Annotated in this window: 22 protein-coding genes and 1 pseudogene; 9 read left to right on the plus strand and 14 right to left on the minus strand. The window is 60.2% G+C overall.

Features of this window, described 5'->3' with window-relative positions; all coding sequences use genetic code 11:
- Positions 1-137: 137 nt before the first annotated feature.
- Genes DM992_RS39905 through DM992_RS39920 form a run of 4 tightly spaced genes read left to right on the plus strand, consistent with a single transcriptional unit; the run spans position 138 to position 3,117 of the window.
- Positions 138-569: a transposase gene (locus DM992_RS39905; protein ID WP_239511595.1), complete on the plus strand. Its 432-nt coding sequence runs from the start codon at positions 138-140 to the stop codon at positions 567-569.
- Entirely contained in the window at positions 566-913 is a 348-nt protein-coding gene (tnpB, locus tag DM992_RS39910) for an IS66 family insertion sequence element accessory protein TnpB (RefSeq protein WP_074295443.1), read from the plus strand. Before DM992_RS39905 ends, tnpB begins: the two co-directional genes overlap by 4 nt.
- A gap of 51 nt (positions 914-964) precedes the next feature.
- Entirely contained in the window at positions 965-2,509 is a 1,545-nt protein-coding gene (locus DM992_RS39915) for an IS66 family transposase (protein WP_111021758.1), read from the plus strand.
- Between the two features lie 11 nt (positions 2,510-2,520).
- The gene (locus DM992_RS39920; RefSeq protein ID WP_111021759.1) at positions 2,521-3,117 is read left to right on the plus strand and encodes a plasmid pRiA4b ORF-3 family protein; all 597 of its coding nucleotides are present in this window, start codon (positions 2,521-2,523) and stop codon (positions 3,115-3,117) included.
- Positions 3,118-3,451: 334 nt separating this feature from the next.
- Here the strand turns inward: DM992_RS39920 and DM992_RS39925 are convergent, their stop codons facing one another.
- The 8 genes from DM992_RS39925 to DM992_RS39960 form a co-directional block, all read right to left on the minus strand.
- Positions 3,452-3,763, minus strand: coding sequence for a hypothetical protein (locus DM992_RS39925; protein ID WP_239511585.1), 312 nt, complete (start codon positions 3,761-3,763; stop codon positions 3,452-3,454).
- A gap of 79 nt (positions 3,764-3,842) precedes the next feature.
- Positions 3,843-4,916: an ACR3 family arsenite efflux transporter gene (gene arsB, locus DM992_RS39930; protein WP_060349295.1), complete on the minus strand. Its 1,074-nt coding sequence runs from the start codon at positions 4,914-4,916 to the stop codon at positions 3,843-3,845.
- A 64-nt stretch (positions 4,917-4,980) separates the two neighbouring features.
- Positions 4,981-5,475: an arsenate reductase ArsC gene (locus DM992_RS39935; protein ID WP_111021760.1), complete on the minus strand. Its 495-nt coding sequence runs from the start codon at positions 5,473-5,475 to the stop codon at positions 4,981-4,983.
- Between the two features lie 17 nt (positions 5,476-5,492).
- Complete coding sequence (locus DM992_RS39940; protein WP_111021761.1) at positions 5,493-5,987, minus strand: arsenate reductase ArsC; 495 nt, start codon at positions 5,985-5,987, stop codon at positions 5,493-5,495.
- Between the two features lie 9 nt (positions 5,988-5,996).
- Complete coding sequence (locus DM992_RS39945; protein ID WP_111021762.1) at positions 5,997-6,476, minus strand: ArsI/CadI family heavy metal resistance metalloenzyme; 480 nt, start codon at positions 6,474-6,476, stop codon at positions 5,997-5,999.
- Complete coding sequence (locus DM992_RS39950; protein ID WP_111021763.1) at positions 6,473-6,814, minus strand: metalloregulator ArsR/SmtB family transcription factor; 342 nt, start codon at positions 6,812-6,814, stop codon at positions 6,473-6,475. The genes DM992_RS39945 and DM992_RS39950 overlap by 4 nt, the downstream gene beginning before the upstream one ends.
- Before the next feature lie 134 nt (positions 6,815-6,948).
- Positions 6,949-9,438, minus strand: a complete 2,490-nt coding sequence (locus DM992_RS39955) for an arsenate reductase (azurin) large subunit (protein ID WP_111021764.1) — start codon at positions 9,436-9,438, stop codon at positions 6,949-6,951.
- Positions 9,439-9,449: 11 nt separating this feature from the next.
- Complete coding sequence (locus DM992_RS39960) at positions 9,450-9,968, minus strand: arsenate reductase (azurin) small subunit (protein WP_111021765.1); 519 nt, start codon at positions 9,966-9,968, stop codon at positions 9,450-9,452.
- Between the two features lie 1,414 nt (positions 9,969-11,382).
- Between DM992_RS39960 and DM992_RS39970 the strand changes: the two genes are divergently transcribed.
- The 5 genes from DM992_RS39970 to DM992_RS39990 all read left to right on the plus strand — a co-directional run bounded on the left by DM992_RS39970 (position 11,383) and on the right by DM992_RS39990 (position 16,213).
- Entirely contained in the window at positions 11,383-12,192 is an 810-nt protein-coding gene (locus DM992_RS39970; RefSeq protein WP_111021767.1) for a Crp/Fnr family transcriptional regulator, read from the plus strand.
- Positions 12,193-12,368: 176 nt separating this feature from the next.
- Positions 12,369-13,637, plus strand: coding sequence for an IS256-like element ISBcen18 family transposase (locus tag DM992_RS39975; protein WP_081938342.1), 1,269 nt, complete (start codon positions 12,369-12,371; stop codon positions 13,635-13,637).
- Positions 13,638-14,144: 507 nt separating this feature from the next.
- Positions 14,145-14,303 (plus strand): DUF3309 family protein, encoded by a 159-nt coding sequence (locus DM992_RS39980; protein WP_111021768.1) that lies wholly within the window; start codon positions 14,145-14,147, stop codon positions 14,301-14,303.
- Positions 14,304-14,454: 151 nt separating this feature from the next.
- Positions 14,455-14,766 carry a BON domain-containing protein gene (locus DM992_RS39985; RefSeq protein ID WP_111021769.1) on the plus strand — a complete coding sequence of 104 codons (312 nt, stop codon included), beginning with the start codon at positions 14,455-14,457 and terminating at the stop codon, positions 14,764-14,766.
- A gap of 337 nt (positions 14,767-15,103) precedes the next feature.
- Positions 15,104-16,213 carry a glycosyltransferase family 4 protein gene (locus tag DM992_RS39990; RefSeq protein WP_111021770.1) on the plus strand — a complete coding sequence of 370 codons (1,110 nt, stop codon included), beginning with the start codon at positions 15,104-15,106 and terminating at the stop codon, positions 16,211-16,213.
- Between the two features lie 121 nt (positions 16,214-16,334).
- On the opposite strand, the pseudogene DM992_RS39995 reads toward DM992_RS39990, so the two are convergent.
- The 6 genes and pseudogenes from DM992_RS39995 to DM992_RS40025 all read right to left on the minus strand — a co-directional run.
- Positions 16,335-16,901, minus strand: a pseudogene (locus DM992_RS39995) (IS110 family transposase); the annotation flags it as partial.
- 148 nt (positions 16,902-17,049) lie between these two features.
- Positions 17,050-17,541, minus strand: a complete 492-nt coding sequence (locus DM992_RS43625; RefSeq protein WP_343212499.1) for a hypothetical protein — start codon at positions 17,539-17,541, stop codon at positions 17,050-17,052.
- Positions 17,542-17,573: 32 nt separating this feature from the next.
- Complete coding sequence (locus tag DM992_RS40005; RefSeq protein WP_111021772.1) at positions 17,574-17,966, minus strand: DUF302 domain-containing protein; 393 nt, start codon at positions 17,964-17,966, stop codon at positions 17,574-17,576.
- Between the two features lie 191 nt (positions 17,967-18,157).
- Positions 18,158-18,880, minus strand: coding sequence for a carboxypeptidase-like regulatory domain-containing protein (locus tag DM992_RS40010; protein ID WP_162631872.1), 723 nt, complete (start codon positions 18,878-18,880; stop codon positions 18,158-18,160).
- Between the two features lie 255 nt (positions 18,881-19,135).
- The gene (locus tag DM992_RS43630) at positions 19,136-20,440 is read right to left on the minus strand and encodes a hypothetical protein (RefSeq protein WP_204356235.1); all 1,305 of its coding nucleotides are present in this window, start codon (positions 20,438-20,440) and stop codon (positions 19,136-19,138) included.
- Between the two features lie 616 nt (positions 20,441-21,056).
- Positions 21,057-22,177, minus strand: a protein-coding gene (locus DM992_RS40025) for an IS3-like element IS407 family transposase (protein WP_111021774.1) whose coding sequence is annotated in 2 segments (ribosomal slippage) — positions 21,057-21,919 and positions 21,919-22,177 — 1,122 coding nt in all. Because the reading frame shifts where the segments join, the coding sequence is not laid out codon by codon here.
- Positions 22,178-22,200: the final 23 nt, after the last annotated feature.

Consider the following 22,200-nt stretch of genomic DNA (forward strand, 5'->3'; position numbering starts at 1 on the left):
GCCCAACGTAAACTTGAGCTAGCGCGTCATCCGTTCGATGATTGGGACTCTGCCGAGTTCGAAACGTAAGCGTCATTCCGTGGCCGCATGGACAGAGCTGAAGCCGGTGTCCAAAGTAATGTCCGTTACTTCAAGTGATGGGGACTACTTTGGACACACGGAATGCGCGATCATCGAACCGCAAGGGCCGACCGAATTACACACCAGAGTACCGACGGCAAGTTGCCGTCGCGGCGTGCGAACCGGGTATTTCGGTGGCCAAGCTCGCGCAGGCGCACGGACTGAATCCCAATATGGTGTTCAAGTGGCGCCGGCAACTGCGGGCGGGCCTGTTTGAAGGAGTGGCGAACAACACAGCGGTGTTGCTGCCCGTAGCGCTACCGGATGCACCGACCGGCGAGACCGCAGAACCGGCGTCGCTCGCTCTACAGCCTGTCGAGCCACATCGCGAGAGCGTACCAGCAGCGTCGGGCATCGAGATCGAACTGAATGGTGCCCGTGTACGCGTCACGGGCATGGTCGACCCCGTGCAGTTGCGCCTCGTGCTGCGCTGCCTGATGCCAGCATGATTGCGCCGCCAGGCGGTACCCGCGTATGGCTGGCAGCGGGCGTTACCGATATGCGCCGTGGCATGGATGGACTTGCCGCGCTGGTGCAGTCAGCACTCGGACGTGATCCCTTCTCGGGGCACATCTTCCTGTTTCGCGGGCGTCGCGGTGACCTCATCAAGATTTTATGGTGGAGCGGCGACGGCATGAACCTGTACGCGAAACGACTCGAGCGTGGACGCTTCGTGTGGCCGCAGGCGGACTCGGGAACAGTCCATCTGTCAGCCGCCCAACTGTCGATGTTGCTCGAAGGGATTGACTGGCGGCATCCCGAGCGGACGTGGCAGCCGACGCACGCGGCATAAGGCAGGGTGCGGGAGCCCACAAGCGCGTGGCCTTCATTTACACTGGCATGCATGCCAGCCAGCCATCTGCCCGATGACATCGCCGCTCTCAAGCGCATCGTTGCCTCGCGCGACGAGACCATCGCGCAGTTGCTGGCCGAGATCTCGCGACTGAAGCGATGGCAGTATGGCCGCTCATCTGAGCGCATGACAGAACTGATGGACCAGCTGCAGCTCGCCCTCGGTGAGCTGCCTGTTCATGAACCAGATATGGCCGCACCGGCGAAGGCGCCTGATGCCGACGCGACTGCGGATACGCCGGCCACTACGAACCTTGTTCCACTGCGCCGCAAGTCACGGCACTTTCCTGTACATCTTCCTCGCGAAACGGTTGTGCATGCACCATCAAACTGCGGATGCCCGGAATGCGGCAAACAGATGCGGGCGCTCGGCGAAGACGTCTCGGAGGTGCTCGACTATGTGCCCGGCTACTTCAAGGTACTGCGCCACGTACGTCCAAAGCTGAGCTGCCCGCGCTGTGCCGCAGTAGTACAGAAGCCGGCACCTTCGCGGCCGATAGCACGCTCGATGGCGGGTGCGGGGCTGCTCGCACAGGTCGTCGTCGCGAAGTACGCTGACCATATGCCGCTATACCGGCAGGCCGGCATCTATCGCCGCGCGGGCATCGAACTGGACCGGGCAACACTGGCTTCGTGGGTGCGTGAAGCGGCTGCGCTGCTGCAACCCCTGTCAGACGCACTCGGTGGTTACGTTCGCGCCGCAGACAAGATCCATACCGACGACACGCCCGTGCCGGTGCTGGAGCCGGGGCGTGGCAAGACACGCACGACGCGCCTGTGGACCTATGTGCGGGATGACCGCCCGGCAGGGAGCCGCGCGCCACCAGCCGTCTGGTACAGGTACTCACCCGACCGCAAAGGTGAACGACCTCGGGAACATCTGGCGGGCTACACGGGAATCCTGCAGGCAGATGCCTTCAGCGGGTATGACGCGCTGTATCGTGACGGCACGGTCATCGAGGCCGGGTGCTGGGCGCATGCGCGGCGCAAGTTCTACGACCTGTACAAGCTGGACAGCTCACCAATTGCCGAGGAAGCACTGCGCCGCATTGGGACGCTGTATGCCGTTGAACGCGAGGTTCGCGGCCAGACGCCGGACGTGCGCCTGTCTGCGCGTCAGCTGCGCTCGGCCCCATTGCTCACTGAACTGAAGGCCTGGTTCGAACACATGCTGTCACAGGTATCGGCGAAGTCGGGGCTGGCGAAGGCGATCAGATACTCGCTGGGGCACTGGCATGCACTCATACGCTATTGCGAAGACGGGCGCATCGAGGTGGACAACAATACGGCGGAGCGCGCGATCAGGCCGCTGGTTCTCGGCAGGCGCAATTATCTGTTCGCAGGCTCCGACGGCGGTGGCCAAAGCGCGGCGGTGATCTATAGCCTGATCGGTACGGCGCGCCTGAACGGCATCGAGCCGTTTGCCTACCTGCGCACGGTGTTTGAGCGCATCGCCGATCATCCCATCAATCGCATCGACGAGTTGCTGCCGTGGCGCCTGATGCCGGCTGCACACATCGAGCAGCAAGCCGCCTGACAATCAACCCGATGGTCCAACCCCGCAAACCTGCCGTGCGCCTGGTCAAGGCGCCAGTGCCCGATTACGTACTGCGCGTTGAGCTGAAGTACGTCAAGCCGGCGATCTGGCGACGAATCATCGTTCCCGGCTCGATCCGGCTGGGCAAGCTGCATGTCGTGCTGCAACTGGCCATGGGCTGGGAGGGCGGGCACCTGCACGAGTTCGTCTTCGGCGAAACCAACTATGGTGAACCTGATGACTTCGGATTCCAGAGCGATCCACCGATGCTCAATGAAGCACGGGTCACGCTGGCGAAGGCGCTGGGCGGGCTGAAGTCATTCACCTACGTCTACGATTACGGTGACAACTGGCAGCATCGGATCAAGGTCGAGAAGGCGCTGACGCCTGATCCAGACATGCGCCGGCCGCTGTGCCTGGACGGGCAGAATGCGTGTCCACCGGAAGACGTCGGTGGAGTTCCAGGATATGCCGACTTCCTCGAAGCGATCACCGATCCGACGCACGAGGAGCACGACCACTTCCTCGAGTGGTGTGGCGGCAGCTTCGATCCCGCCGCCTTCGATCTCGTGCTCACGAATCAGCGGCTCTCAGAGGTCAAGGTCTGATCGTCAAGACGGCCTCAGATTGACGCTTACTTCGAAACGAGGCGATTCGAATCACTTGGCGACCCGGACAGCCCTGGTACGCAAGGCCGTGACCCAATGTTGACCGGCACCGGCCAGCTATCGGGCATCAGTCGTCTCTCGCGTCCCTACGGTAACGTATGTCCCTATTAGGGACACTTTCGCGATGCCTATCTGAGCTCGAAATTACCGTGGCACCGATGTCCGAGTGTCCCTAATAGGGACACTCGAAAACAAAAAAGCCCGCATGGGGGTATTCGTACCTTTCGTGTAAATTCTGGTGCTTTGGTTCGGAAATGCCTTTCTGAACAACCGTTTACAAAGTCGCGTTTTGAAAGGATGTCGCAGGGGCGCGGAGCCTTGCGAGATAAGGGGCGGCGGCAACTGACCACCAGAATTTGCACGAAAGGTACGAATACCCCGACAAGCAGACAAACATCAGCGCCGCCAGCAACGATCCACCTGCCATCAGGGCGCGCCCGCCGACGCGGTCGATGATGCTGCCGGCCGACGTGGACAACAGCCCCGAGATCAGCAGCGCCACCGAATAGGCGCCGACGACGACCGGCTTCGACAGACCTAGCTCGTCCTGCATTGGCTGCATCAGGACGCCGTACGCGTAAAACATCGAACCCCATCAGACGATCTGCGTCAGCCCGAGCGACGGCGTCAGCCAGACGCGCGGGCGGGGTGCATACGTGGACATATCAGGTCCGGCACTCGTACCAGCCCTTCGACTGGTTGACGATCCGCACCACCAGCAGCATGACGGGCACTTCGATCAGCACGCCGACGACAGTCGCCAACGCTGCGCCGGAATGGAAGCCAAACAGGCTGATCGCAGCCGCGACGGCCAGCTCGAAGAAGTTGGATGCACCGATCAGCGCTGACGGGCACGCGATGTTGTGCTTCTCGCCCACGGCGCGATTGAGCCAGTAAGCGAGCGCGGAGTTGAAGAACACTTGGATCAGGATCGGTACCGCGAGCAGCGCGATCACCAGCGGCTGCTTCAGGATCGCTTCGCCCTGGAACGCGAACAGCAGCACGAGCGTGGCCAGTAGCGCGGCGATCGACCACGGGCCGATCTTCGCCATCGCGGCATCGAATGCAGCCTGACCGTTCGCGAGCAGCCGCTTGCGCAGGATCTGCGCAATGATCACCGGGATAACGATGTAGAGCACGACGGACGTAAGCAGCGTCGCCCACGGCACCGTGATTGCGGACATGCCGAGCAGCAGGCCGACCAGCGGCGCGAACGCGATCACCATGATGCTGTCGTTGAGCGCGACCTGCGACAACGTGAACAGCGGATCGCCACCCGTCAGGCGGCTCCACACGAACACCATCGCCGTGCACGGTGCGGCGGCCAGCAGGATCAGGCCGGCGATGTAGCTGTCGAGCTGGTCCGCCGGCAGCATCGGCGCGAACAGATGGCGGATGAACAGCCAGCCGAGGAACGCCATCGAGAATGGCTTGACGAGCCAGTTCACGACGAGTGTGACGCCGATGCCTTTCACGTGCTGACGCACTTCGTGCAACGCGCCGAAGTCGACCTTGACCAGCATCGGGATGATCATCACCCAGATCAGCAGCCCGACCGGGAGATTGACCTGCGCATATTCCATCCGGCCGATCTGTTGGAACAGGCCGGGCAGCACCTGGCCGAGCGCGATGCCGGCGACGATACACAGTGCCACCCAGACGGTCAGGTAGCGTTCGAAGAAATTGATGGAAGGCTTTGCGACAGCCTTGCCCGGCGGGGCAACGTTGGACGTGTTCATTGGACAGGGTTCGGTCTTGAAGTCGTCGGCGGCCGCGCGTTTCGGCGGGCCGCCATGCGAATGGTCAGTTTTGCGAGATCTCGGTCAATGCCGTCTGGAGTTCGGCATTGCTCATGCGATCGAGCGGCAGTGCCAGCAACTGCAGCATGCGATAGCCGATTGCCTGGCGCGTGAGTTCGAACGCGAGACGCTTGCCTTCGTCGCCGCCCAAAGCGTTCGACGGATCGGCATAGCCCCAATGCACTTTCACGGGGCTGCCGGGCCAGTACGGGCACGTCTCGGCGGCCGCGCTGTCGCACACCGTGATGACGACGCGCATTTCGGGCGCGCCATCACCCGTGAACTCGTCCCAGCTCTTGCTGCGGTAGCCGCTCACGTCGACGCCAGCGTTCGACAGCGCTTCCAGCGCGAACGGATTGAGGCGACCGCTCGGCGCACTGCCGGCGCTGTACGCGCGGACGTCCTTGCCGAGCTTCGCAGCCCAATGATTGAGCATCCCTTCGGACAGCACGCTGCGCGCCGAGTTGTGGGTGCAGAGGATCAGTACGTTCGTGGTCATGGGTTTACGATTCAAAGTTACTTTTGCCCGATCTCGGTCACGGACTTCTGCAGTGCGACGTTGTCGAGTTTGGCGAACGGCAGTGACAGCAGCAGGTCGATACGACGTTTCAACGTCAGCGCGGCGTCGTGCATGGCCTGCTGTTTCTGTTCGTCGGAGCCCTCGACATCGGCCGGGTCAGGCACGCCCCAATGTGCGGTGATCGGTTGACCAGGCCAGATCGGGCAGACCTCGCCGGCGGCCTTGTCGCACACGGTGAAGACAAAATCGAGCATGGGCGCGTCAGGTGCCGCGAATTCATCCCAGCTCTTGCTTCGATACCCTTCGGTCGGCAAGTGCCAACGTGCCAGTTCGCGTAATGCGAACGGGTTCACCTCGCCTTTCGGATGGCTGCCGGCGGAATAGGCTACGAAACGCCCGTCGCCAAGCTGGTTCATCAAGCCTTCGGACAGGATCGATCGGGCGGAATTGCCGGTGCAGATGAACAGCACGTTGTAGGGCTTGTCGTTCATGTTTGGGCCTCAGCAGCAGGAAGATTCCACCGGCACGCCGATCGGCTTGCCGCGCGCAGGGGAACAGCAAGCAGAAGCGTCGGCATTCGACTCAGCCGCCGACGCGTGACGGGATTCACCGAAGGTTGGAACCTCGCCGAGCGTCTGATATGTCTCCCAAGCGATGCCTTGCGGATCGACCGTCCAGTACTTGTCGGAGCGCGCATAGCAGCACGCCGTGCCGATCTGCTCGTCGACGGGCAGCGCAGCGCTGCCCAAGCGCGTATGCATTTCGGCAAGCTCGGACTCGTTCTCGACCTGAACGCCGAGATGATCGAGCCCCGGCGCGGCGCCGCGTTGCGAGATCGCGAAGTTGACGCGTGGATCGTCGAGCATCCACTTGGCGTAATCGGCCTTTTCAACGGTGGGCTGGTTCGCGAACAGCGCCGAATAAAACCGGATGCTGGCCGCCAGATCTTCGACGGAAAGGTGAATGTGCAGACGTTTCACGACGCTTTCTCCTTCACGGGTTTGCAACTGCCGGTACTGATGGGCGAGCACGGATTGCCGCCGCAGCAGTTCTCCGTCAGGTACGCCATCAGATCATTCATCGACGTGTAGTTAGCCGAATAAATCATGTAGCGCCCCTGCTGCTCGACCGTCACGAGGTTGGCGTAGGTCAGTTCTTTCATGTGAAAAGACAATGACGAAGGGGCGATGCCCAGCCGTTCGGCAATCTGACCAGCGGGCAACCCTCCGGGCCCTGCTTCCACGAGCAGTCGAAAGACGGCAAGCCGGGATTCCTGAGCTAAGGCGCCAAGGGCGCGGACGACAGAGTTCGTTTCCATGTTTCAATCATAGTTGAAATATTGAAGATTGCACAGGCTCTCCGTACCCCGATCGCCATCCCCAACAAAACGCGGCGCGACAGCGGTTGAGCCGCCATCGCGCCGCGTTGCATCCGGAATAAACTCAAGCGCACTCAGGTTGCGTCGATACGTCGGCTCTTGAAGCTCACTGTGTCCTTGAAATCCTGAACGGACCCCACTCGGCGCAGGTTCGCCCACGTGCCCTTGTAGTAGGGCACGACGTTCCGGTCCGTCCACGGGGTCGTCACGTTGCCCATGATCCCGTTGAAATGCCCGAACTGCATGAACGTCTGGCCACGCTTGATCGCCGGCTCGAGGTAGGCCATCGCGTAGGTCGAACCGTAATCGTTATAGACCTCGACGACGTCACTCGACGTGATGCCGAGCGAGCGCGCGTCGTCCGGGTTGAGCTCGAGGAAGGCCATCGGTACGCGTTCGCGCACGAACTCGTTGTACTGGTCGTGGTAAAGGGTCTGCCAGACTTCGTTGACGCGGCCGTTGTTGATCCAGAATTTGTACTTCGCCTTCTGATCCGCCACCGTCTTGGGCAGCCCCGTCCATTTCGCCGGTTTGAATTGGGCCTTGCCGTCGGCCGTGTCGAACTTGCCGTCCATGTAGAGCATCTCGGTGCCGATCAACTTGCCGCCTTCATACGACTTGGCGGGCAACTGGACGCCGTTGTTGCCCATCGCATGAAGCCGCGCGTAGGTCACCAGATTGCCGGTCTTGCCGCCCTGGCTGTCGATTGGCCCGACGCCGGCTTGCCCAGCCTGCCGGAAGCCGTCATTGAATGCGTCCTCTTCGGAATTCCAGTCGAAGCCGGCAAACCGGTCGGCCATGTCGTGCTTGCCCTCCGCGTCGTACATTCGCTTGAGCGTGTTCGCGATCGCAGCCGCAATCAGGCAGTCCGGCATCGCGGTACCGGGCGGGTCCATGAAGCGTTCCGAGAGGCGCATGCGTCGCTCGCCGTTCATCGACGTCAGGTTCATTTCGCCTGGATGCGCCGCTGGCAACATCAGATGCGCGGCTTCCGCAAGCTTGGTCGGATAGAGGTTGATGTTCGTGAAGAACAGCCCGCCCTTGTTCTTCACGGCGTCATAGGCGACATCGACGAGTTGCGCGGTCGACGCACCACGCTCGCGCGACATCGCTTCCCGAACAATGCCGGAGCGGTGCAAGATGACCGCACGATGTTCCTGCGCGTTCAGTGTCGTCTGGAACGGATTCGCGCCCCAAGAGGTGTACATCATGCCCTTGCCGTGAATGATCTCCTGGTCGACGTAGATCTTCGTGTTGCCCGGATACGGGGGCCGTGTGTAGCCTTCCTGATGTCCGCCCATCCGGACGACGCCCGTGCCGCGCCGACCGACGTTATGTGTCGCCAGCACGACGTCGACCAATGCGGATTGGATCAGGTAGTTATCGTTACCCCAGATGATTCCCTTTTCATAGGCGTGCATGGTCCGCGGGCGGTGTCCTGATGCCTTGGGCTTGTACGCCCATTCGGCCGCCTGCTTCAGGCGCTCGACCGGCACACCGGTAATGCGACTGGCTTCGTTCAAGGAAAGACGGTTGGTCTTCAACGCATCGTCGAATCCGTTCGTGTATCGCGCGATGAAGGCCTTGTCGTGCCATCCCTGATCGACCACGTAGGTCAGCAAGCCGTCGAAGAGCGCTATATCCGTACCGGGCTCAATGTCCAGATGCAATACGTTCTGTTTGCCGGCGACGTGCTCGGCAATCGCAATCGTAGTCGTGCGGCGCGGATCGACGAAAATGATCTTCGCCGCTTCGACGCTCTCACCGGGGAAACGCTGTTTGCGCTTGTCGACCGTTTGCCCTTGCAGATTCGGCACCCAGTGCGCGAGGAAGTAGTTGGTCTGGGTTTCGTACGAGTTACAACCGATCGCCATGATGACGTCGGCCAGCTCGGCATCCTCATAGCTGTTGTTCAACTCGCCGATCCCCATTTCCCGCGTTGCATGGCACTCCGAGTTGTAGGCCGGTCGATTGTGGATGCGCACGAGCGGCGTCTTGAGCGCGGTGAACATCAGCTTGCCGGTGCCCCATGTGTTTTCGAAGCCGCCGCCGGCGCCACCGTGATCGAAGCAATCGAAAGCGAGCGCCGACGGGCCGTCGCGATCGAGGATCTTCTTGGTAAGGCCGGCATACAGCGCGAGCGCGTCGTCCCAGCTCGTATCCATCCATTGATCGGACAGATATACGCGAGGGCTGCGCAAGCGCTCCTTGGCGACGCCGCCGTCCGGGTTGTACATCACCTTCGCGAGCTGTCCGCCACGCGTCGACGACAAGCCGCGGTTGACGCTGCATGTCTTGTCCGGCACGACCATGATGTTGTACCGGCGACCGTCCTTATCGGTGATGGTGTTTTGCATCGCCGGTGTCATGACGATCGACAGCGGCGGCAGCTGGGTGCGGAAATCCAGCCCCAACGCGTTCTGGTTCGGTGCTCGTCCACCCTCTACGTTTTCGGGCCATTTGAACACGTGGTATCCGCATCCGACGATACAGAAGTGGCAGGTCAGATTCGTGCGCTGGGCCTGAACGGGTGGCAGTGCCACCCGGTCCTTGTTGGTAGCCATGATCGCCCCCTCTACAGCAGATTGGCTTGGCGGCCGTAGATCAATCCGTCCACTGCGATCGCGCGCACCGTGCCGTTGCTGGCGTTGTAGTCGAGCACGATCGATGGAAGCTTTTCCGTTGCCTGTCCCGAAATCATCTGACCGGCTTTTTCAGCATCGAACTTGCTGAAGTGGCAAGGGCAATTGAATTCGCGTGTGGCGGCATCGTATGCGACCGGGCAGCCCATATGGGTGCACAACACGCTGAACGCGACGATGTCTTTATCGGGGCCGACGCCGCCGGGGACGGGGGTCCCCATTTTGACTACTGCGCATGGCGACGACGCATCGGGAAAGGTAAACGCGAGGGGCACATTTGGCCGCAATTGCCCGGCTCGGGCGATCACTTTGGGGGTATAGGGCAGTGTCGTTCGCCCGGCATCGGCCTGAGCGGCCTGTGCCGATGGAACTCCAGCCACGGTGACGCCCGCGGCCGCTCCACCAGTTAGTGTGAGAAATTGCCTGCGATTAAGACTCACGGTCTCCTCCATTTCGACATTTGATAGGCGGATTGCTTGATCGCGTGTACGAACTGGATTCCAATCGAAATGGTGGCGGAAGCAACTTCTTAGACGAATTGCGGCGCCCAGATTTTTATATTTCTTGAAGTATTGATTGGGGTGTAGGCCAAACCTTTCAGGATTTCAAGGCTGGTCGGCAGCCGAACATGACGATGCCGGGTTTACTGGTAGATCGCGCGGGCGGACGCGCTTCGGTTCCAGATGGATCCCGCCGGCAAATCGATTAGGCGGCACAGTTCGTGACAGTCCATTGACTTAGCCTAAGCAGGCGCTCTGAAGTCTGGGTGCAAGCGCGATCGAACGTCCGAAATTGGCGCCGATAGCCGCCGGTTGTGACCGCCGGAAACTAGCCGGACGGCGAACTTCGCGCTTCCGCATCAGGGCCGCTGATAAACTCGGGCTGCCAAAGCAACTTTTCCCGGTCACATGAGCACGCAACCACCGTAGCACCTGCTACCGCCACGCCAATGGTGTGGCTGTAACTGTTCGATACACTTCCGCAGATCACCACCTCGTCGCGTTCGACTGACGATTGCATACCGGACCAGATCGACTTGGCCGCGGAGCCCCATTTTCCCTACGATATTTGTGCGATCGGTGCTTACAGTTTTCGAGCTTGCGCCCAGCGTGGCCACGAGTTCATCCACTGTCTGGCCGCACGCGATGCGAAAAGTATGGTGCTCCATGGGCGTCAGCCGCTCATGCGGTAAGCTACCCGCAACTTATTCCGCGTCAAACCTCGGCATGGTCGGAGGCTTCAAGGTTCACACAAATGCCACCTGACGTGAACTTTCGAACGGCTGCGAACAATTCGTGCGACGGGCTGGGCCTGACCACGAAGCCAGAGACCCCTGCCACGAAGCTCAGACTGGCAACGTTGGCTTTCGATAGCCTCGTACCGACGACAATTCTCGATAACTGCTCAGTCTGATTGAATTCCCGGATAAGGTGCGTCCCGCTCATGCTCGACCCGGCGAGACACAACGTAGGCTCGTCAGAGAAGTCCGCCCGTTATCTCTAAGTGATCCTTGACATGGTTTCTCGTGTTCCGATCATTTCGAAACCTTAGCAACCTCCGGGTTGGTCTCCAGTCTTTTGCAACAGTCACTTTTGCGGTAGCTCGCCCCGCTCCTTGCCACCCGTCCGCGTCCGGCAACTGGCGATTGAGTTAAATCAAGTCCGCCGCCATCGGACGCACTAAAAATTTCTAATGTGACGTGTCCCAGGTTTCTGCCGTTCCGGCTGTCACTGAAAAATGCAGTCGGTCTGGTCAACCTTCCGGTGCCAACGACAACCGGTCAAATGCTGGCCTGATGCGATCTTTTTAGCTCTGGCCAGCCTGCGAGGACGCGCGGTCGGTCAATGAGCGATTGAGACGTAACATATGGAAAACAAGCTACGCCCCGAAGAAAATCACCTGCTTGGGGCTTTTCCCCAAGCGGAGTTGGCACGCTTTGCGAGGCATCTGGTGAGAGTCGAATTGCCGTTGGGACGGGTCGTATGCGAGTCTGGCAATCACCTCAACCACGTCTATTTCCCTACGACATCTATTGTGTCGCTGCTATACCTCACGCAGGACGGAGCTTCGACTGAAATTGCGGTCGTGGGGAACGACGGGCTGATCGGCATTCCAATTTTCATGGGCGGCGAGACCACTCCGGGCAGATGCGTCGTGCAAAACGCGGGCCAGGCGTACCGACTGGAGGCGAGGATCCTGAAAGACGAATTCGATCGAGCCGGCGCAATTCAGCAGTTGCTGCTTCGCTATACCCAGGCACTGATCGCGCAGATCGCCCAAACGGCTGTTTGCAACCGACATCATTCGATCGATCAGCAACTATGTCGATGGCTGCTGCACAGCATTGACCGTCTCCCATCAAACCAGTTGAAAATGACGCAGGACCTGATTGCCAACATGCTTGGCGTCCGGAGAGCCAGCGTGACCCAAGCGGCAAAGAAGCTGCAGGACGCCGGATTGGTCCGCTACAGCTATGGCCATATAGAGGTGCTGGATCGACCAGGACTCGAAACGCGGGCGTGCGAGTGCTATGGCGTCGTGAAGCGGGAATTCGACCGGCTGTTACCTGGCCGCGATAGCGATATCGGGGACTCGGCACGCGACACGATGACTCCGCGAGATCGCACGGTCTCGCCACGTGCCAGCTCAAGCTTGCGGTTTGCGGGTGGAGCATAGAAAGTCCATGCTCGTTTAGCTTCAGTACATGCCAATGACGTTGAGCTTATGAGGGCTCATCTGACGAATTCCCGCCAACTGGGTACCGCGTTGCCTGTAATCACCGCATCGAGAGGACCTATCCGTCATTTCGTGGGCGGGGCATATCATGAGGTATAAAAGTCATGGATATGCCGATGAAGAAGAAGAGACAAACCGTAGCGCGTCAGGCAGCGGCCCGCGGGCCGCTGCCTGAGTTGCCCAAGGAACTGCTGGACCAGTTGGTCAAGGGGCCGATGACGCCGACCGAGGTTCAGGATCTGATGCTGGCGTTCAACAAGGCGATCATCGAACGGGCGATGGGCGCCGAGATGAATCTGCATCTGGGCTACCCGTCGGGCCAGTCCAAGCCGGCCGGACAAGCCAACGAGCGCAACGGCGCCAGCGGCAAGACGGTCATCACGGATCGCGGCCCGGTTCGTGTCGAAGTCCCTCGTGACCGTGACGGCAGCTTCGAGCCGATCCTGATTCCCAAGCACGAGCGCCGCTTCACCGGCTTCGACGAACGCATCATTGCGATGTACGCGCGTGGCATGAGCGTGCGCGAGATTCAAGGGTTTCTGGCCGAGCAATACGGCACCGAAGTGTCGCCCGACTTCATCAGCTCGGTCACCGACGAGGTGATGGCCGAAGCGCTGAGCTGGCAGAGCCGCCCACTCGAGGCGATGTATCCGGTCGTGTTCTTCGATGCGCTGCGGGTCAAGATCCGCGACGACGGGGTGGTCAGCAACAAGGCCGTCTATCTGGCCTTGGGCATCCAAGCCGATGGCCAGCGCGATGTGCTGGGCCTCTGGATCGAGCAGACCGAGGGCGCCAAGTTCTGGCTCAAGGTGTTCAATGAACTCAAGACGCGCGGCTGCCAGGACATCCTGATCGCCGTGGTCGATGGCCTGAAGGGGCTAACCGAAGCCATCAGCGCGGCCTATCCGCGGACCACCGTTCAGACCTGCATCGTGCATCTGATCCGCAACAGCCTCGAATACGCCAGCTACAAGGACCGCAAGGTACTCGCCACGGCGCTGCGCCCGATCTACGCGGCTGCCAGCGAAGAGGCAGCAAGGCAAGCGCTGCAAGACTTCGCCGACGGACCTTGGGGCGCGAAGTACCCGACGATCGTGCAGTCGTGGCAACGCGCGTGGGAGCACGTCGTGCCGTTCTACGTGTTCCCGCCGGAAATTCGGCGAGTCGTTTATACGACAAACGCCATCGAGAGCTTGAACATGCAATTGCGCAAGATCATCAAGACGCGCGGTCACTTCCCGAACGACGAGGCGGCCATCAAGCTGCTCTGGCTGGCGCTGCGCAACGTACTGGCCAAGACCGTGAGGGCCGCCTTCGACTGGAAATCAGCGATGAACCAGTTTGCTATTCTGTTCGGCGAACGGTTTACGCAGGCGCGTGGATAACCTGTTGTTCAACCGCCTCGCCCACAAAAATGCGGACAGGTTCCATCGAGAATATTCGATGTCGAGTCATGCCGCCCCGTCACGTCCGTCTACCGTCGGGCTCATCGCCATCGCACAAAGGCACAAAGGCACAAAGGCACAAAGGCACAAAGGCACAAAGGTACAAAGGTACAAAGGTACAAAGGTACAAAGGTACAAAGGCACAACGATATCGTGCAACGCACAATGCTGCTGATGGCACGTATAGCGAGTGCGGTGTGACGCGTACGGATCGCAATTCAGCCATTCGCTGGACCGTCATCTCGCCGCATCCCTGACCACTAAGCACAGAGCCGAGCCCGACATACACAGTTGCGTTAGATCAAACGGGTCTGCCCTTGACCACGCTAAAAATCTTTACACGGATTCAGCAACATGTCTCTGCAGATGCTGCATCTGTGATGAGGAATCTCGAGACCATGCCTTCCGCACGGCATTCCCGAGTCGGGCCAGTCGAGGAGATACAACATGACGCTAGGAACAATTCTACTGATCGTTCTGGTGCTGCTGCTCATTGGAGTGGTTCCAACGTGGCCGCACAGCAGAGGATGGGGCTACGGACCGAGCGGCATCCTCGGTTTCATTCTCGTTGTAGTCGTCATCCTGCTACTGCTCGGCAGGTTGTGAGCGCACCGGAGTTGAAAAGTCACGCCGGAACGTGCCTGTCCGGTCCGTGATCATGGACCTTGGGTTGGCCAGACCGACGGACTGCAAAGCTTTACGGCGTCTCCGCATCCAGAGTTGCCGCAACAATTCACGTTTACATACGGAGCAGGAAATGACAAAACTCAACCGCATTTCTGCATTCTTCATGATGCTGCTTCTGACGTTCTTCCTCGGCTGCGCAGGTTCTCGCATACATGAAGGAACCGGGGAATACGTCGACGACTCTGTTATCACCACCAAGGTGAAGGCGGCCGTGCTGAATGAGCCGTCGCTGAAATCCGCCGAAATCAATGTCGAGACGTTCAAGGGCGTCGTGCAACTGAGCGGCTTCGTCCGGTCACAGGCCGATATCGATAAGGCCGTCGAGGTGGCGCGACGCGTTGGGGGAGTCAAATCCGTTAAGAACGCGATGCGGCTCAAGTGACGGATGATCGATCACGCCACGTACCGCGTGTTCGGCACGACGGCTTCCAGCGAGCGAGACTGTGGCACGATCATCCGTCACGCCGAGGAAGCCGTCCTGGCTTTGATGAGAACGCATGCCGACATGGCGAACATTGCAACGACACGCTTATTATCACGACCGCGCGTGATGGGCCTAGCTGAAGCTGCCGTTCGTCGGACACATACCGCGTGCCAGATCTGCATGGGTCGACGGCCGCCATGTGAAAGCGGCGTAGCACCTGTTATGCATCGCCGACGGCTTGCCCCCGCCTTGGCGCTAGATATTGCTGACTGCCGCGAGAAGGAGCGCCACGTCGATGCGCATCGCACAGATTGCTCCACTGTATGAAGCCGTTCCGCCGAAACTCTATGGCGGGACGGAACGAGTCGTATCGTACCTTACAGAAGCACTGGTCGATCTCGGCCACGACGTCACACTATTCGCCAGCGGTGACTCGAAGACGACCGCTCGTCTCATCCCGTCATGGCCAAGTGCGTTGCGTCTTGACTCGACAATCAGTGATGCCTTGGCCCCACATCTGCTGCTGCTGGAAACGGTGCGTCGCGTCGCTCACGAGTTCGACGTGTTGCACTTCCACCTCAGCTACCTGCCGTTCCCGTTCTTTTCTGAACTTGGTGTGCCGTTTCTGTCGACGCTCCACGGTCGCCTCGATCTACCGGAGCTGAAACCGGTGTTCGATCTGTTCCCGCACGCGCCACTGGTGTCCATTTCGAATGCCCAGCGCTTGCCGTTACCGCTAGCAAACTGGCTTGACACGATCCATCATGGGCTGCCCAACGATCTGCTGACGCCTCAACCCGAAGCTCAGCCGGACTATCTAGCGTTTCTGGGTCGCATCTGTCCAGAGAAGCGCCCCGATCTGGCTATCGAGATCGCAGCGCTCGCAGGTCTACCGCTAAAAATTGCCGCTAAGGTGGACAAAGCCGACCATGCGTACTTCACGACCGTGATCGAGCCTTTGCTGTCGCAGCCGCATGTCGAGTTCGTCGGGGAAATCGGCGAAGCACGGAAGTCCGCATTTCTGTCAGGTGCCAGGGCGTTGTTGTTTCCGATCGACTGGCCGGAGCCGTTCGGGCTAGTGTTGATTGAGGCATTGGCATGCGGCACCCCGGTTATCGCATTCAACCGCGGCTCGGTCCCTGAGGTAATCGAACACGGGGTAACGGGCTATATTGTCGATGATGTCCATGGCGCCGTCGAAGCCCTGAAACGCCTCGAAGCGCTCTCGCGCCCGGTGATCCGCAAGCATTTCAACTGTCGTTTCAGCGCGCAATTAATGGCGCAGAAGTATGTTGATGCCTATATGCGGCTCGTCCAAATGCCCCGCCACTTCGAACCGCAATGCGCATCCGCTGCTGGAAAATTTTTTGACGTAGATCATCGATGCCCGGTGGTCGATCGCTAAGCTCGAATCATCGCGGCTGTCGACATCAGCGTCCTCGTCTTGATGAGGAGACACTGGATAGGTGGAGGCATGGTCATTCGCGCAGTTCGGCGGTCTTCTTGCGTGCATTTCCCTGAGCAAGTGCCGCCAGACGTTCAGGATCATCCTCGCCCGTAATGATCGCCTTGAGCATGGCCCGACCACTCTTGCCGAGCACATCGGACAGCACGCTTCCCAGCTTGAGGTTGGCATCCTCCATCACCTTCTGGATGCGCAGGTTGTGCTGGGCGATCTCGCGCACCAACTGCTTGCGGGTGCGCGTCAGATCGCGCAATTCCTGCGTGGCCTCAGGCGGCACGAAGCTCGAGCGGATCAGCCCATGAGCCATCAGATCAGCAATCCACGTCGCGTCGTTGACATCGGTCTTGCGCCCAGGCACGTTGCGGATGTGCTGTGCGTTGGCCAGAACCAACTCGAAGTGTCCTTCGAGAATGTGCCAGACCGGCTTCCAGTACACGCCGGTCGCCTCCATGGCGATGTGCGTGCAGGCGTGCTCGGTCAGCCAGTCGGAAAGTGCCAGCAGGCCGGTGGTGGTGCCAGGAAAACTGCGCACTTCATGGTGCTCGGGGGCCGAGACGCAACGCACACAGGTCACAATGGTGTCCTTGTGCACGTCCAGACCCGCGCAGCGGGGATAGAGTATCTGCATGGAACCTCCTGCCGGATGGTTGGCAGCGGCAGCAGCCCTCGTTATCGAAGTCTGGTAAGCGTGCTCCAGAGCGCTCATCGCTCATGGTCACAATTTGGGGTGCGCGCAGGGCCGCGGGTCCAACTGGGTAACGGGCTCGGAGCACCAGTCATGAGCCGACCTCGATCACCGCTGCGCACCCATGGTACGCCCGCCGGGCGCAGCGCGCGTCAACGGCCCCGAACACATCCGTTTCATTCCTCGGGGTCCGGCAAGCCAGATGAACAACTGGGTAGGATTTGCCCGTCAGCAATGCCTGGTTGACAAAGAAATCCTTGGCCTCGATCAAGCGGCAATCTGCCAGCATGAGATCGCCAGCGGCAAGCAGAACGACATCGCCAGGAACCAGCGTGGCGATTGGCATGTCCTGCGGATGTCCATTGCGTATCACGTTTGCGCGAACGGCAACCGTTTGTTTGAGCTGTTCCGCAGCTTGTCCGGCCCGATACTCCTGGACGAAATCCAGGGTCACGCTAACAAGAACGATGACCCATATGACCACGAATCCGGTGACCTCGCCAGTTAGCGCCGACTGTTGATTCGATTCGCGCGATTTCGAATCGGCTTGGACGCGCGGTCCGGCGGGTTCAGTTCGTGGCATCACTCCCATCCCTCCTGCGACCTGCGTTTCGATCAGATTGCGTTCAAAGCACGCTTGAGACGTTCGCTGACCTCCGTCGCAAGCTTGGTCAGATCCGAATTCTCGACCAGTTCGAACATCGCGATCGGCTCGATGACATCGATGTGAACCACGCCTGCTTCATCTTCCCGAGCGACGACATTGCAGGGCAGCAACAGGCCGATTTCCGGCTCGGCTTGCAGCGCACGGTGTGCCAGCGTTGGGTTGCACGCGCCGAGTATGCGATAGCGTGGCATGGTCTCGCCAAGCTTTTTCTTGAGGGTCTCGGCGACATCGATGTCGCTAAGGATGCCGAATCCTTCTTTGGCAAGTTCCTGCTTGACCCGCTCGATCGCTTCATCGAATGAATACGTAACCGTTTTACCAAATCCGTACGACACACTCATGGTTTTTTCTCCAGTCATGACATGAATCAGCTTGCAATCGAACCGTTCAAGCGCTCGATCAGGCACGCATCAAGACGAGACCGAGCAGGACGGCAGATCAACTCGTAAATCGAGGTCGCCTCGAGTAGTGACGAGCACCTTGCACTTGCCCGGATACAACTCGGCTGCTACCCGCCACGCCCCAATCGAGGTCAGCGCGCCAAGCCGGAATTCGCCGCCGGCCATGTCAACGTGACGCTGACGCCGCCGCGCGCTGGCACGGTGACGGTTCGCTTGCGTTCGACCCCATCAAAAGTCGCAGTCATCCGATAGGTTCCGGGCGGCATTTTTGCGTATAAGTATGGCCCGTCGGACGTCGCGGAGAAGACAAGCGTACCGTCCCTCTTGCGCAACTGCAGGACCACGCCGGACAGGGATTCGCCGGAAGCGGACGAGAATTGAGCCCGCATGCTGTAACGCGAGGCGATACTGCGCAGCGCGGCCACTTCGTCCAGGCCGACACCGCCCGTGATATAGGCGATCCCATGGTCGTGTCGCTCGGACAGATTGTCAGCGAACGCGGCAACGTTGCCGCCGGGACCGCAGCCCATTTCGCGATAGCCCATGCCCATACCGCCGCCCATCATCGGGGAGCGGTTGAGAAAATGCGGCGGCAGCGCAACGCCCTGCTCCTTCGCTCGGGCCACCATCGTATCGTGCATGCGTTGTGCGATGGCCCGACGCGCTTCGGGCGTCTGCGCACTGTGCATCTGCTCACAGAATGCAGCCCGCTCGTCCTGACTGAACAACTGATAGGGCCGCATTCCGCGCGCGCCCGATGCGGGTTGCGCACTTGCGTTGAGGGCCACTACCGACGCAACGCATACTGTTGCGAGCAGCGTGGCCCTGGACAACCTGGACAGGGTAGGGAACATCTTGGATCTCCGGTTTGGGCTCGGTATACGACAAATATCTTTGGACAGCAGGAAGTTCGCTGGTCGAGTGAAGAACATCAAACGCCGAACCTCCCGCTACAGCGACGAGGTGCACTCCTGCATCAATATCAGCGCCGTGTTCCTCGATCATCCGCGACGAGTTCTTTCGGTGCGGGCCAGTCGAGCCTGCGCATTAACGAACGTTGGCGATAACGCTGCCCTCCCTCGTTCGCTCCGTCTCGCATGCCTATGTCGTCATCCGTCAATGGAGTAGAAGCGGCGTGGCAGGCGACTGCTAATGATTGGACTGGCCACGCCTGTCGGTCTTGTCCCCCCGTCGTTGCCCTGCGATCCCCCCTGTGGGGCAGGCGTTTGCTGCGGAGGTTGAGCGGCAGGCATTTGCCGAGTGGCTTGTCTGTCTTGCTGTTGCCCAGGCGGCTGCTGCCGAGGTTGATTCGGTTGGCCACGAGGCGGCATTGCCTCCGCTGGTGCAGGCTGAGGGCGCGACACAGGCGCTGGCGGCTGAACAGCGCGCGGCATCGGTTGCTGTTGTGACGGAACCGGCTGCTGCATCGGCGACTGAGGCGGCCGAAGGTCCGGCTGAGGCTCGAGTGGCTGCCGGCGTTGCTGTTGCTGTTGCTGTTGCTGCTGGCGTTGCTGTTCCTGCTGGCGTTGCTGTTGCTGATTCTGCTGTTGCTCACGCGGCGACGGCCGCGGATTCAATTCGTTCCGTTGCTGGCCGGGACCCATATCGCCGCGCGATTGCTCGCGTGGCTGTTGTGTCTGCGGCTGGACCGGCTGAGGTGTCTGCATGGGGGCCGACGGCTGTATGGCGGATGGCTGAGTGGGCGTGAGCGGCATCCTTGGCACAGCCTGACGAGGTGGTTGCCGATCGGGCGGTGTCTGCTGCTCGGATGGCGCGCGTATCTGGCCGGGCGTTTGTGGTCTGCCACGAACGTCGCCCGGATTGCCCTGTTGCTGAAAATGTTGCCGCGTGATGGCCTCGCGCGGCTGGTAGCGGTAATTCTCGGACCGAATAGCATTTTGCTGCTCGACCGCCCGAGGATACCGTGCACCCGAGTACTGCCGCTGGTAGTTCGGCAGAAGCGCTGGAGGCGGAGCAGACCGGCGATCCCACCGATCCCACCCGCGCCGGTTTGCCTCCCAGTCTCGGCCCCAGTGGTCGCCCCAGCGCGGTGGCGCATCGAGATTCCAGCCGACGAAGTAACGAGGCGGCCGGCGGTAATAGCGCACCGGAATGCGCAGCACATACACCGGCACGTACTCGGGCTCTACCTGTTCCCACGGCCCGTTGTACCAACTGCTGACATACCAGTTGTCTTGATCGTAGACCCAATAGAGGCCATCGTAAAAGAAGTAATTCCCATTGGCCTGCGGCGCATAGTAGACGGGATAGCCAGGCACCCGGACGAGTCGAGGGTAGACCGGCATGTTGATGCCAATGTTGATGCCCGGAAGATTGATATCGATACCGACTTGAGCATGAACTGAAATCGGCGGCGCTAGCAGAATTGCCAACGTGAAAAGGAGCGCGCGCATGTTCTTTCCTCAAGTCCGGCGTACATTTTCAGACTAAGCGCCGGGCCTGGTCGAGCATTGATCTGAATCAACAGTGCCGAGGCTCCTCTCGAGACACGTCTGCATGGTGGCCGGTTTTCCCTGCGCCGACCACCGCCGCCGACGCTCCGGCTCGGACAGTCGTTCGCCGGCGCGGGATCCAGGACTTCCAGACGACGGCTTTGCCCCCGCTAGCTGGTGTAGGCGTTCACAATCACTGCTAGCGGCGTTCACAAGAGTGCTAGCAACGTCCAGTAATACTGCTAGCGCCGTGTTTTCCTGACTGTAAGCGCGGGCATCGGTAACGCGATATTGCACGGGGCGCAGCGTCGAAATTGAGGGCTCGCGCGAGAATCGATTGAGGAACTGTCTCAAGCAGGCTGTGACTTATCTTGCAGTAGCCAGCTGACGGATCGAGCCAACGTGCTAGCAACGTTAGAGAACATCGGCACGGATTCTGTTGTAGGAATGCAACGACCACTCAGCCGCAAGCAACTTTCGAAAATGCCTTTAACTCACGGGGCCTTTCCACAATTTTCTGCTAGCAACGTTGACCTGCCCCCTTCAATAGGGCCGATGGGCTTCTAGCAAAGTCCCTTTAAACCAGCTCCTGGAAAGCGGCAGGAGCATCCGCGGTTGCCCGATGTTTTGCCGCAAACTCTGACGGCGCAAGGTAGTTCAGTGCGCTGTGCGGCCTTTGCTCGTTGTAGTCCTGACGCCATGCCGCGATGACAGCCCGAGCGTGCGCGAGCGTCGTGAACCAGTGCTCGTTAAGGCATTCGTCGCGGAACTTGCCGTTGAACGATTCGATGTACGCATTCTGCGTTGGCTTGCCCGCCTGAATCAACTTCAGCGTGACGCCGTTCGCATACGCCCACTGGTCAAGCGCGCGGCTCGTAAATTCGGGTCCCTGGTCTGTTCGCACCGCCTTGGGATAGCCACGGAAGCGAGCTGCACGGTCCAATGCCCGAGCGACATACAAACCTGAGATACCATGGTCGACGACGATGTCGACAGCCTCTTTCGTGAAGTCGTCGACGACGGTCAGGCACTTCACGCGCCGGCCGTTGGAAAGCGCATCCATCACGAAATCGATTGACCATACCTCGTTGGGTGCGCCCGGCAATGCCAGTTGCTCGCGCTCAATCATTACGCCGCGGCGCTTGCGACGGCGCCGCACAGCCAGCCCTGCCTCACGGTACAGGCGATAGATGCGCTTGTGATTGGCGTGCGTGCCTTCGCGTTCCACCAGGGCGTGCAGTCGGCGGTAGCCGAATCGACGACGTTCGTGCGCCAACTCCACCAGACGCGCCGCTAGCACCTCATTCTCGTGGTCTGGCTTCGCGTCGTAATGCAGCACGCTGCGAGAAAGCCCGACAAGCCGGCAGGCGCGGCGCTCGGAGATGTTGACCTTCTCCCGAATCGCCGATACTGCTTCGCGTTTGGCTTGCGGGCTCAGGGCTTTCCCTTGACGACGACCTTCAACGCTTCCATATCGAGCATTGCTTCGGCCAGCAGCTTCTTCACCCGGGCATTCTCCACCTCGAGGTCCTTGAGCCGGCGGGCTTCCGAGACTTCCATGCCGCCGAACTTCGCGCGCCAAGTGTAGAACGACGCATCACTGAACCCGTGCTTCCTGCACAGTTCCTTGACCGGCATACCGGCTTCAGCTTCCTTCAGAAATCCGATGATTTGCTGTTCCGTAAAGCGCTTCTTCATGTTCGTCTTCTTCTCCGAAAACG

The sequence above is a fragment of the Burkholderia sp. JP2-270 genome, assembly GCF_003233675.1.
GTDB lineage: Bacteria > Pseudomonadota > Gammaproteobacteria > Burkholderiales > Burkholderiaceae > Burkholderia > Burkholderia pyrrocinia_C.